Source organism: Shewanella sp. 2_MG-2023, assembly GCF_030548905.1.
GTDB classification, from domain to species: Bacteria; Pseudomonadota; Gammaproteobacteria; order Enterobacterales; family Shewanellaceae; genus Shewanella; species Shewanella electrodiphila.
Window position 1 is genome coordinate 93,068 of record NZ_JAUOSO010000014.1, and the last position, 11,883, is coordinate 104,950.

Annotated in this window: 12 protein-coding genes; all 12 read right to left on the minus strand. The window is 41.4% G+C overall.

All coding sequences use genetic code 11. The features are described from left to right. Position 1 precedes the first annotated feature (1 nt). The 12 genes from flgK to Q4600_RS14770 all read right to left on the minus strand — a co-directional run bounded on the left by flgK (position 2) and on the right by Q4600_RS14770 (position 11,838). Positions 2 to 1,939, minus strand: a complete 1,938-nt coding sequence (gene flgK, locus Q4600_RS14715; protein WP_303516966.1) for a flagellar hook-associated protein FlgK — start codon at positions 1,937 to 1,939, stop codon at positions 2 to 4. Further along, entirely contained in the window at positions 1,939 to 3,033 is a 1,095-nt protein-coding gene (flgJ, locus tag Q4600_RS14720) for a flagellar assembly peptidoglycan hydrolase FlgJ (protein WP_102528999.1), read from the minus strand. Before flgJ ends, flgK begins: the two co-directional genes overlap by 1 nt. Positions 3,034 to 3,050: 17 nt before the next feature. Continuing rightward, positions 3,051 to 4,112 carry a flagellar basal body P-ring protein FlgI gene (locus tag Q4600_RS14725; RefSeq protein WP_241906460.1) on the minus strand — a complete coding sequence of 354 codons (1,062 nt, stop codon included), beginning with the start codon at positions 4,110 to 4,112 and terminating at the stop codon, positions 3,051 to 3,053. Positions 4,113 to 4,176: 64 nt separating this feature from the next. Beyond that, positions 4,177 to 4,851 (minus strand): flagellar basal body L-ring protein FlgH, encoded by a 675-nt coding sequence (gene flgH / locus Q4600_RS14730; RefSeq protein WP_303516965.1) that lies wholly within the window; start codon positions 4,849 to 4,851, stop codon positions 4,177 to 4,179. A 24-nt stretch (positions 4,852 to 4,875) separates the two neighbouring features. Next, entirely contained in the window at positions 4,876 to 5,664 is a 789-nt protein-coding gene (flgG, locus tag Q4600_RS14735) for a flagellar basal-body rod protein FlgG (protein ID WP_102528996.1), read from the minus strand. An 11-nt stretch (positions 5,665 to 5,675) separates the two neighbouring features. Further along, positions 5,676 to 6,419 (minus strand): flagellar basal-body rod protein FlgF, encoded by a 744-nt coding sequence (gene flgF, locus Q4600_RS14740; RefSeq protein ID WP_102528995.1) that lies wholly within the window; start codon positions 6,417 to 6,419, stop codon positions 5,676 to 5,678. A gap of 236 nt (positions 6,420 to 6,655) precedes the next feature. Next, positions 6,656 to 8,020, minus strand: a complete 1,365-nt coding sequence (gene flgE, locus Q4600_RS14745) for a flagellar hook protein FlgE (protein ID WP_102528994.1) — start codon at positions 8,018 to 8,020, stop codon at positions 6,656 to 6,658. A 103-nt stretch (positions 8,021 to 8,123) separates the two neighbouring features. Continuing rightward, positions 8,124 to 8,894, minus strand: a complete 771-nt coding sequence (gene flgD / locus Q4600_RS14750) for a flagellar hook assembly protein FlgD (RefSeq protein WP_102528993.1) — start codon at positions 8,892 to 8,894, stop codon at positions 8,124 to 8,126. A gap of 24 nt (positions 8,895 to 8,918) precedes the next feature. Beyond that, positions 8,919 to 9,335: a flagellar basal body rod protein FlgC gene (gene flgC / locus Q4600_RS14755; RefSeq protein ID WP_102528992.1), complete on the minus strand. Its 417-nt coding sequence runs from the start codon at positions 9,333 to 9,335 to the stop codon at positions 8,919 to 8,921. A 2-nt stretch (positions 9,336 to 9,337) separates the two neighbouring features. Continuing rightward, complete coding sequence (flgB, locus tag Q4600_RS14760; protein WP_102528991.1) at positions 9,338 to 9,736, minus strand: flagellar basal body rod protein FlgB; 399 nt, start codon at positions 9,734 to 9,736, stop codon at positions 9,338 to 9,340. Between the two features lie 149 nt (positions 9,737 to 9,885). Continuing rightward, a complete protein-coding gene (locus Q4600_RS14765; RefSeq protein ID WP_102528990.1) occupies positions 9,886 to 10,719 on the minus strand; it encodes a protein-glutamate O-methyltransferase CheR in 834 nt (277 codons plus the stop codon). 198 nt (positions 10,720 to 10,917) lie between these two features. Beyond that, complete coding sequence (locus Q4600_RS14770) at positions 10,918 to 11,838, minus strand: chemotaxis protein CheV (protein WP_102528989.1); 921 nt, start codon at positions 11,836 to 11,838, stop codon at positions 10,918 to 10,920. Positions 11,839 to 11,883: the final 45 nt, after the last annotated feature.

The window sequence follows — 11,883 nt, forward strand, 5'->3', positions numbered from 1 at the left end:
CCTAGCGAACAGAACTAAGCAATGAGTCAAACATCTGCTGAGCAGTTGTCATGATTCTGGCGGAAGCTTGATATGACTGTTGAAAACGCATGAGGTTAGCTGCTTCTTCATCTAAATTAACACCAGACTCACTTTGAACTCGATTGTAAGCTTGCTGATAAACCGCTTCATTAGACGCAACAGATACTGCTGCAGCTTTAGTTTTACTGCCAATATCTAATTTACTGCCCTCAAAAACACCGGCTAAGGTTGTAGTGCCACCATTCATCAATTTTGCATCTGACAATTTAGCCATTTCAACTGCATTACTGTTATCACCTTCAGCAAATGACAAGTCGAAGGTATAAGTATCAATAACACCGCCAGCAGAACTATCATCGATTTCAAAATCAAATCCAAAAGGTGTACTGATTTGAGGTGGTGTAAATGCAGTAGGTCCACCAATAGCAGTACCATCGACATCAAATGCTTGATATGTATTAGTGACGGTATCAATCTGAATCGTGATTTCACTGTCTGTGAGCGGGAAGTTAGCATTAGTACGATCTATGCTAGTTAACTGAACACTCGTATCACCCGAATTTGTTGACTCGCCTATGATTTTAGGGCCTGCTGCAGCAATACCTTTTGGGTCTGTCATTTCAACCCCGATACCTGCGGCTGCACCTGCGTTTGGTCTTATTTCAAACCTATCACCATCAGCGAAACCCGCTGGAACTGAATCAATTTGAATAGAAAAACCATCCCCACCCGTTAATTGGTTATTCACAGCATCATAAGTTAACGCTTGGGTCTCACCCGTTTTAGTATCTTTTAATTCATAAGATGAAGGTGCAGTAAATGAAAGCTCATATGAACTCCCTGTTAATTGACCGACATCATCAATATTAACTTTTAATTTGGCAGTACCAGTATTACCTTCGTATTCGCCAACTCGGCCAGCTGCCATCGTTGGATCATTAATATCGGTAAACATATTCTGTCCAAGCTCACCATTTAAATCAAAACCCTTAGACTGCATTTCATTGAATGCATCAGCAACACCTAGAGCAAGTTGTCCTAACTCTTGGTTAACTGGAATTAAGGTTTCATCCCTAAATTTGAACAACTCTCCGAGTTGCCCGCCAAGTTTAGAACCATCAATAACTAAAGTTTGGTTACCTGTTGACGTTGTCAGTCTCGGCTCATTAGGATAAGGGTCGCCTGTGGTTGTGCCCACTTGCATAGCCACTTCACCAGACACTAGCATCACAGAGCCGCCCAACATGACGCTTTTGCCACCATTTTCTAACGGAATCACATTCACTTCTGAGTATTCACTTAATTCAAGAATTAACGCATCTTGTTGATCAAGTAACTGGCTATCTTGTTGTCCGCCCGATTTCATTAGCTCTAAATTAATATTGGCGAGCTCAGTACTAATTTCATTGATTCGATCTGCAACAGCGCCAATTTGACTATTGGTTTGTTTCATCTGTGAATCTAAGTGAGACTGCATTTGATTCAAGCTAGTCGCAGTTTGCTGTGCAGCACCTAACATACTGTCACGCATACCAATATCTGTAGGCAGATCGGCGACACTATTAATACTGGCAAAAAAATCAGTCAATCTATCAGGAACCATAGAGCCAATTTGAGAATATAGCTGATCCATTTCGTTCATTTTAGTGTAGCGAGTTTCCGCGCCACTCATTGCGGTTTGGCCAATACGCAACTCTCTTGCTGCATAGTCGTTATATATCCGTTTAACATCGGATACATAAGTGCCCTGTCCATAAAAACTATTACCAATTTTTTGGGACTCTAATGACGATTGCTCAGCCACTTGACGGTGATAACCCACCGTATTGGCATTGGCAATATTATTACTGGTCACGCCCATTTGAGATTGCGCAGCCAGTACACCCGTACGGGCAATGTTTAGTAAGTCAACAGCCATTAGTTAGTCTCTCCTGGTAATACAGACTTAAGCCCATTGGTCACTGACTCCATCACCTTCAACACTTTTTGTGCATATTGAGGATCAGTGGCATAACCAGCTTTTTGTAATGCATGTATAAACTTGGCAGGCTCTGCTGCCACTTTTTTAGCTTCTTGATAACGCTCGCCATTTGAAATAAATGACACAAAATCATTAAAACTCTGCTCAATACTGTCGTAGGTTCTGAAGTCGGCTTTTTGCTTCACTGCTACCCCTTGTTCATACTCCAAGGTATTCACCGAGGCTTTATCACCTTGCCAGCGCTTATCAGCTTTAATATTGAATAAGTTGTTACTGGCCTCACCATCATGACGGCGGATCATTTTTTGTCCCCAGCCAGTTTCTAATGCTGATTGTGCTAACAAGACTTCTGGTGTGGTACCTAATGCTTTCGCCGCTTTTTCTGCATGGGGATATAACACGGCAACAAAATGCTCAGGATTTTCAAATTCGCTAGGGGCTTTATTTATCGTTTGCGGCAATTGATTGCCACTCGTGGCAACAGAAGTCACCGACTTTCCAGCCAAAATTTGCTGAAGTGCCGCCTCATCAATCGCATCATGGCTCGAAGATAATTGCTCAATATTAATGGCCGGTTGCTGAATTGAATGCACTGCAATGCTAGAAGACGGTATGGCAGGTTGATTTAGCGTTTTATCATCACGAGAATGATTATCGAACATGCCATGCTTTATTTTTGCATCGATATCACCACGAAGCACTGACGCTGGTCTAAATGGAGTATCTTGCGGTGATAACTGCTGCACCATCAAGTCTGCTATGCCCAACATGCCCTTATCTGATAAATCCACCGACATTTGTTGATCACGCATGTTTTCAAAAAACTCGGTGGTTTGGCTGTTCATTGGACTATCTGATTTAAAAGCTGCATTGGCATCACGCATGCTTTTCATCAGCATTTGAATGAAGATACCTTCAAACTGTTTCGCGACTTCTTTAAGCGCGCCTTTCTCGTCTTTCTGAGCTTGAGAACGTAATGAATCTAGTCCTCCTAGATCCAGAAAGTGCGATGAATTTGACAGCTTTTCCATAGTCGTACCGACAATTTTTAGATGATGATAAGTTCTCCATGCAAAGCGCCTGCCATCTTTAACGCTTCGAGTATTGCAAGTACATCAGAAGGAGCTGCACCTACAAGGTTTACCGCTCTCACAAGCTCATCAAGGGTGGTACCAGGGTCAAAAAGAAACATACGGCTGTCAGCTTCGGCCACATCAATGGTTGAATCAGTAGTGACAACTGTTTGACCATTTGCAAAAGCATTAGGTTGAGAAACTTGCGTGGCCTCAGCAATGGTTACCGTTAGACCGCCATGGGTAACTGCAGCTGGCATTAACTTCACATTTTGGCCAACAACAATCGTGCCTGTACGAGAGTTAACAATCACTTTCGCCGACTCGCTGGCTATCTCGACTTCTACATTTTCTAATGTGGCTAAAAATGACACTCGTTGAGATGCATCACGTGGTGCACTGACTTGAATAGAAGTGCCATCTAACGCGCGTGCCATTCCAGGGCCTAAAAAGCTATTAATCGCATCAGCCATGCTCTTTGCCGTTGAAAAATCCGAACGATGTAGATTAAACGTCAAGTGGTCACCTGTAGCAAAAGGCGACATCACACTACGTTCAACCATTGCACCACCAGGAATACGTCCCACTGTTGGGGTATTTTGAATAACTTGCGAACCATCTAGGCCTTCTGCGCTAAAGCCACTAACAACTAAACTTCCCTGCGCAATAGCATAAACATTGCCGTCGACTCCTTTAAGAAAAGTTTGCAGCAGTGTTCCACCACGTAAACTTTTGGCTTCACCAATACTGGATACGGTAATGTCAAGATTTTGACCTGGTTTGATAAATGCTGGCATTTCAGCGTGTACAGCTACCACTGCAGAGTTTTTGGTTTTCGGTTTAACATTATCAGGTAGGTTAATGCCAAAGTTTTTCAGCATCGTTCTAAAGGTTTGTTCGGTATAACGCGTTTTTTCACCTGTGCCTGGTAAGCCAACAACAAGACCATAACCAATCAATTGGTTGCTACGCACCCCTTGAACATTGGCAATATCTTTAATTCGTTGCGCTTGAACAGGCGCTGTAAGGGCCAACATTGTAGTAATAGCTGCTGTAACAACCACACCTTTTAAAAATGATTTAGTCTTCATGGCATACTCCTTAGAAAGGCCACCATTCGCCCATAAAGAAGGAGCTTAACCAACCCACTTTTTGGACATCTGCAAACGTGCCAGTACCACTGTATTGAATACGGGCATTGGCAACACGGGTTGATTCAACGGTATTTTCTGGGGTGATATCTTGACTACGAACCATGCCTGTAACACGGATAAATTCATCTCCATTATTGATTGAGATCCATTTTTCGCCACGTATCACTAGATTACCGTTACTGAGCACTTGCATTACGTTGGCTGAGATACTGCCATCTAAACTGTTTGACTGATCGGCATCAGACTCACGTTTGGTATCCATAGAATCTGAATAGCGCAAATCGAGTGGCACCCCTTTGATGGTGACATTACCGCCACCGGCATAAATCGGATCGACACTTAAACTTGAATCTTTTTTGATTTCGTTGTTAGCACTTTTAGTGGCTTGTGTTGACTCATTTAATAACACCGTAATGATATCGCCCACTTTATGTGCTCTGATATCTGAATATAAACTCGATGCTTGATGGTCCATATAAATAGAGCCTGTCGATACCATCTGAGTTGCGGGTGCATCAGGATAAACAGGCGCATAAAATGGATCGTCAGGAATGGGCTTTTTTTGGGTTGAGCTACAAGCTGATAGCACAATAACTGATGCTATGACTAGATATGTTTTCATCATCCCTCTCCTAATCATCAAACGTTATAAGTTTTGCGTTACGTAAGACATCATCTGGTCAACAGCTGAAATCACTTTAGAGTTCATCTCATAAATTCGCTGACTTTGAATAAGGTTCACTAACTCTTCAGTCACGTTTACATTCGATGTCTCAAGCGCGCCTTGACGAATCGCCCCTAAACCGTCCAATGATGCAGTGCCTTGAATAGGCGTGCCGCTTGAACCCGTTTCGGTGTAAAGGTTTTGACCCACTGGATCTAACCCTGATGGATTAATGAAATCACTCATCGCCAATTGACCAACAACCGTACTTTCTGTCGCGCCAGATAATTTAACCGAGATTTCACCTTCTGAAGATACAGTTATTGAAGTGGCATCATCAGGAATAGTAATAGAGGGTTGTAAAACATACCCTGAACCTGGAGTTACGATTTGACCATTTTCATCAAGACTGAATTGGCCGTTACGGGTATATGCAGCTGTGCCATCCGGCATTTCAACTTCAAAAAAACCCGGACCTTCAATCATTAAGTCCAATGAGTTGTCAGTTGTTAGCATATTGCCTTGAGTGAACATTTTCTGCGTCGCGACAACTTTGGTACCTGCACCAATGTTTAAGCCATTAGGTAACTTAGTGTTATCAGCACTAATACCACCAGCCTGATTGACGGTTTGATAGAGTAAATCTTCGAATACTGCTCGGCTCTTTTTATAGCCAACGGTACTGGCATTGGCCACATTGTTAGAAATAACAGCAATATCGGTTTGTTGGGCATCAAGGCCTGTTTTACTGATCCATAAAGCGGGATGCATAATAATTACTCCTAACTAATTCTCATTAAAGACGAGGATGCGCGATCTAGATCTTCGGCATTTTTCATCATCTTCACTTGCATTTCGTATTGACGCTGAATATCAATTAACGCCACCATTTCCGATACAGCATTAACGTTACTTCCTTCAACTGCGCCGCTCTCAACGGTTACATTAGGATCATTCGGCGCATTTAAGCCCGATGTCAGCCTAAATAAACCATCTTCGCCACGCATCATTTCTGCATTATCTGGATTGACTAATTTAATTCGCGCCACTTCTTCAATCACATCTGCGGTAGCACCCTGTGGTCTTACAGAAATAATGCCATCAGGTGATATCTGAACTTTATCGATTGGTAAAGGCAGTACAATTGGCCCAGCTTCACCCATCACTGGATTACCGCGGCCATTGGTCAGTAAACCGGTACTGTCAAAACTTAGACTCCCAGAACGGGTATAAGCCTCACCACCTTCTTTACTTTGAACCGCAATCCAACCTTGATCTTTAATTGCAATGTCTAAATCTCGGCCCGTAGTTTTAATCGGGCCAGAATTAAAGTTGTGTCCGGGACTTTCTGTCATGGCAAACACACGTGTAGGTAGACCTTCACCAAATGCTTGCATAGAGCGAGCTTGAGCAAGATCAGCTTTAAAACCATCAGTATTGGCATTAGCTAAATTATTGGCACGAACAGCCAAAGCATTCATATTCTGCTTTGCCCCACTCATGGCAACATAAAGTAATTTGTCCATTTGCTGCTCCGTCAAACTTTTTACATAACAAAAGATATATACAGAACTAGCAATCAGTGTGCCAACACATGTAAGTAGAAATAATTAAAGCTAAGCTAATGAATTTGAGATGGAATAAAACGATTACCTGGTGAGGTACTAATAAGAAGGGGGTCAATTAAAATGGCAAAGAGTTGCCGTTGCGGCAACTCTTTGAAAATCTAAACTCTATGATTAATCAAAACCTTAATCGATAACTAGCGGATTTGTAGTATTGACTGATTCAAGGTGTTATTCACCTCAAGCGTACGAGAGTTAGCTTGGAAGTTACGTTGAGCTGAGATTAAGTCAACCAATTCTGTGGTCAAATCAACGTTAGACTGCTCAAGTGCTGATGAACGAATACTACCGAACGTGCCACTATTGGCTTCACCTGCCAAGGCTGCACCAGAATCTAAGCTCGCTTTCCAAGAGGTATTACCCACTTGAGTCAAACCTTGTTCATTAGCAAAACGCACTAGTGCAACACGCGCCAGTGGCTCAGTTGAACCATTACTGTAACTTGCAGTCACTAAGCCATCAGAACCGATACCCACATTGGTTAAACGACCTACTGTTGTACCGTCTTGGGTTAACTCAGTCACTTCAAAAGGTGAAGCATATTGTGTTGGGTTATTAAAACCAAGAGTTAATTTTTGAGTACCATCAGCACCAGGACCTAGAACATTTGCGCCATTGACACCCAGCTCGACCGTTTCAACAGTTGCGGGATCTGAACCAGTGTAAGCTCCGGCATCATTAAACTTCAATACTGACCCTTTCCAACCTGATGCATTTTCAGCAAGTGCCGTACCATCTGCAATACCATCGCCGGTAGTATCTACACCGTATGAACCACCATTTGCTTGATCAATATCGACCTGCTCGCCATCAACGGCATAAAAGGCAACCCAGTTACTCTCACCGGTATAAGCACCATCTGTTGGTTTGATGAAATAGGTTGTCATAATGTGAGACTCACCTAATGAATCATAAATAGTCACTGACGTTGAGTTATTAAACGTATCTGGATCGTTTGGATCAAAGTTAGCAGGATCTAATGCTGACTCACCTACATTTAAGTTCATTTGCAAACCAACATTACTGGTTTTTACAGGGCTACCAGCAGTATCTGGAATTTTAATCGGTACAGTACTCGATAAGCTCACCGAAGTAGAGTTACCATCGGCATCAACTGGGAAACCTTGTAAGAAGTTACCCGCTGAATCTGTCATGAAACTTTCAGAGTTCACTTTAAATGCACCAGCACGTGTAAATGAGTGATCTTGCGTACCCACTTCAGATGCCGTAACAAAGAAGCCACCGCCGCTAATAGCCATATCAAGTGAGTTACTGGTGAATTGTAAGCTACCTTGTTGAAACTGTTGTGCCACTTGAGTCGTGGTTGCACCACCACCCACTGCAGTTTTACTGTTTGAAAAAATAGAATTAGCATAAACATCAGCAAATTCAGCACGAGACTCTTTAAAACCAATTGTATTAACGTTGGCAATGTTATTTGCTGTGGTATTGAGATCTTTTTGAGCAGCTGAAATACCACTCAAAGCAATGTTAAACGACATAATTCACCCCTTCTCTTACTAATTCTATTTATTGTTAATAGTCAGTATTCTGACCATTATTGAAATTTGGTTTTAAGCTTTCCACGGTCTAACTTTTAGTAAATTAACTTTCCGCAACAGCAAGTACATCTGACAATTGAATGCCGCCAATACCACGAAGGTTTAATATCGCCCCGGTTGTGACATCACCCAATGAAACGCTGGAAACATGTGCGTAAGTCGATACCGCTAAGTCTTCTGATGTGCCATCAATTTTACCGTTAGCTTTAATGGCATAATTTCCTTCAGCAACAGGTTCACCGTTTTTATCTAGGCCGTCCCATGTCACATCGATGTTACCGCCTGCAGAACCATCAACTTCGAATGTTCTGATAACTTGGCCGGATTCATCCTCGATATTCACAGTAATGCTGTCAATCGGTGTCGGCGTACTGATCACCCCTTTCACTTCAGGGCTTTCACTAGAGATATGCCCTGTATCTGATGGAATAAGTACTTTTTGACCAACAAGTCCTGATGCTTGTAACGCTTGGCTGGAGCTAGTTAAGTTATTTAGATTTAGGATTTCTTCATTCAATTTTGAGATACCATCAACCGTTGAGAAAGATGCCATTTGAGAAATCATCTGGTCATTTTCTACAGGTTTAAATGGATCTTGCATTGACAGCTGTTGGCTTAATAAAGCGAAGAAATCCGCTTGAGTCAGCTCCTGGCTATTAGGCTCAGGTGTTTCAGCGACTTCAGCATGCTGAACACTGTCTAGAAAAGCATTACCTGTCGTAGCCGTTTGTGTTGTATTTGAAGCAACACTACTTGTACTGCTCGACTGTGTCTGCGGCAATGTTTGACTGCTGTAAGGATTTACGAGGCTCATCTGTTACCTCCATCAAATTTCATATTACTTACCCATACGAAGCGTTTGCTGCAGCATAGATTTAGCTGCATCAGCCACTTGGACATTCATTTGATATGACCGAGATGCAGAAATCATGTCTGCCATTTCTTCCATCACATTCACATTTGGTTTATAGATAAACCCATCACCATCAGCCATTGGATGATCAGGAGAGAACTCCTTTAATAATGGTTTATCACTTTCAACAATGCCTTTAACACTGACACTGTGAGAACTATTTTGCTGACTCGTCGCTTTTGCCATTTCAGCTTCAAAGATCGGATGGCGCGACTTATAAGTTTGATCAACACTACTAGAGACTGAATCGGCGTTGGCAATGTTACTGGCAGTCGTATTCAGTCGCACTGATTGTGCTGACATACCTGAACCTGACACATTAAAAATATTAAATAGACTCATGATTAATCTCCTCTAATCGCTTTACGCATGCCAGAAAACTTACTTTCAAGGAAACCCAATGACATTTGATATTCTAAAGAGTTTTGCATAAAAGCAGCTTGTTCTTGCTGGGAGTCAACAGTATTGCCATCGCCTGTATCTGGCTGATTGGGTACGCGGAACTGCACATGTTCTTGGCTAAGCGCCTTTAAATCAAAATGCTTGTCAGTTGTTTGACTCATTTGTAAACCTTGCTGATGAGAACGAGCACTATTCATGGCAGACGCAAAGTCTACATCACGTGCTTTATAGCCAGGCGTATTTGAATTGGCGATGTTACTTGATAGCACTTCAGCCCTTTGAGCACGAATGCCCAATGAGTATTGATGTATCCCCAAACCATTTTCAAAATTAATCGCCATAAAATTGCCTCCATCAGCTAACTGAGAGGAATAAAGCAAAGGTTATGCCAAAACATTTAGGAAGTAGATGCGAAATAGATAAAAAAAATAATGCCAGCAGAAGCTGGCATAGAAAATGATAAAAAACCTTTATTTACAATGTATTATAATTAGGTTTTCTTTTGATAATAAATACCAGGGTTACATCGAACCATACTGAATTCGTCAGTCAAACCTGAGATAGATTCTGACGCACCTAAAAATAGTATGCCGTTAGGATTCAAAGCGGCAGCAAATTGCCGCAGTATTTTAGCTTTTGCCTCAGGGGCAAAATAAATCAGTACATTACGACAAAAAATAATGTCGTATTTACCTAAAAGGCTATAACTTTCAAGTAAGTTATGCGCTCTAAAGTTCACTAATCGCTTAACGTTATCTTTAACTTTCATATTACCAGACGGTAATTGATCAAAGAATTGGCGTTTGCGTTCAGGAGATAACCCACGCGCTAACGCTAAACTGTCATATTCTGCATTCTTACACCGCTCTAACATCGAAGGTGATAAGTCAGTTGCTTGAATAGTCGCGTTTCCGGGTAACGCACCAGGCTTACGTTGCTGATACTCAAGAATGGTCATCGCTAAGGAGTAAGGTTCTTGCCCAGACGAGCATGCAGCTGACCATATTTTCAATGGACGCCCTAAACGGCTATATTCAGGTAATAATGAATTATGAAGTAATTCAAAGGGGTATTTATCCCTAAACCACAAGGTTTCATTTGTGGTCATGGCATCAATAACTTCTGCCCGTAAATGTCTTTCAGTTGGCTTCATTGAGCGTTTAACGACTTCAGATAATGAGGGTAAATCATGTTTACCCATCAATGGAGCCAAACGACTTCTGACCAAGTACTGCTTGTTGTCACCTAATACAATGCCGCTGTGCTGCTCTAAAAAAAGCTTAAACTGATTATATTCTGCTTCAGCGAGTGATTTATTCGTCACATTTACACCCTATTATAAAGAAACTACCTACAAGTAATTTCAGTGTGAACCGGTCACTTGATTGACTCATCTAACGCTATCAATGTTGACTTGCTAACTCAAACATTCATTTTAATGAACTTAACGAGATGCTGCAGTTTCATAGATAACATTCATCTGTCTATTAAGTTAATCATAGACAGAGAATGATAATAATGCTTATAAAATTAAGTGTTTATTTACAGCAGAAGCCAGCTCATCCGGATTAAATTTTGCGATAAAATCATTTGCACCGACTTTCTCAACCATTGCTTGGTTAAAGACACCACTTAACGAAGTATGTAATACAACTTTAATGTCTTTTAGTTTTGGATCATCTCGAATTTCAGCAGTTAGGGTATAACCGTCCATCTCAGGCATTTCAATATCAGAGATGATTAATGGAATTTCGTCAGCGACATTGTCCATTTCTGTTGCTATAGCTTTGAGTTTTTCGAGTGCATCTTTACCATCAATTGCAGTATCAATTTGCAGATTCAAAGACTCTAAAGAACGAATAATTTGTTTACGTGCCACCGCAGAGTCATCAATGACCATAATATGATAATGCTGATCACGGTCGATAGTTAACGCTTCATCAGCTTCTTTACTGATTTCAGTCTTAACAGGTGAGATTTCATCTAAGATTTTTTCAACGTCCAAAATCTCGACCAATTCACCTTCAATTTCAGTCACTGCTGTTAGATATGAATTACGTCCCGCACCTTGTGGCGGCGGCATAATTGATTCCCAGTTCATATTGATAATACGCTCAACAGAACTGACTAAGAACCCTTGAATACTGCGGTTATACTCAGCAATAATAATGAAGCAGTTCTCTGTTGAAGTTAAAGGACGGCCGCCTGTTGCCGCACTCAAATCAATCACAGAAATAGTCGAACCACGAATATGAGCAATACCTTTAATCATTGGGCTTAAGCGCGGTAATGTCGTTAATGGTGGACACTGTAAGACTTCTTTTACTTTGAAAACGTTGATACCAAATCGTTGACGGCCATTCAATTTAAAAAGTAACAACTCAAGTCTATTTTGACCAACGAGTTGGGTACGTTTATTGACTGATTCAAGAATACTCGACATAACCCTGCCTTGTTTATTTTACAGCCCCTTCCGGGCGTTTTTCTT

Bases quoted from the DNA above. Each gene is read 5' to 3' on its own strand.
- flgG (WP_102528996.1), bottom strand. From the start codon at position 5,664: ATGCATCCCGCTTTATGGATCAGTAAAACAGGCCTTGATGCCCAACAA.
- flgD (WP_102528993.1), bottom strand. From the start codon at position 8,894: ATGAGCCTCGTAAATCCTTACAGCAGTCAAACATTGCCGCAGACACAG.
- flgK (WP_303516966.1), bottom strand. From the start codon at position 1,939: ATGGCTGTTGACTTACTAAACATTGCCCGTACGGGTGTACTGGCTGCG.
- flgB (WP_102528991.1), bottom strand. From the start codon at position 9,736: ATGGCGATTAATTTTGAAAATGGTTTGGGGATACATCAATACTCATTG.
- Q4600_RS14725 (WP_241906460.1), bottom strand. From the start codon at position 4,112: ATGTTGGCCCTTACAGCGCCTGTTCAAGCGCAACGAATTAAAGATATT.
- flgF (WP_102528995.1), bottom strand. From the start codon at position 6,419: ATGGACAAATTACTTTATGTTGCCATGAGTGGGGCAAAGCAGAATATG.
- flgH (WP_303516965.1), bottom strand. From the start codon at position 4,851: ATGAAAACATATCTAGTCATAGCATCAGTTATTGTGCTATCAGCTTGT.
- flgJ (WP_102528999.1), bottom strand. From the start codon at position 3,033: ATGGAAAAGCTGTCAAATTCATCGCACTTTCTGGATCTAGGAGGACTA.
- Q4600_RS14770 (WP_102528989.1), bottom strand. From the start codon at position 11,838: ATGTCGAGTATTCTTGAATCAGTCAATAAACGTACCCAACTCGTTGGT.
- flgC (WP_102528992.1), bottom strand. From the start codon at position 9,335: ATGAGTCTATTTAATATTTTTAATGTGTCAGGTTCAGGTATGTCAGCA.
- flgE (WP_102528994.1), bottom strand. From the start codon at position 8,020: ATGTCGTTTAACATTGCTTTGAGTGGTATTTCAGCTGCTCAAAAAGAT.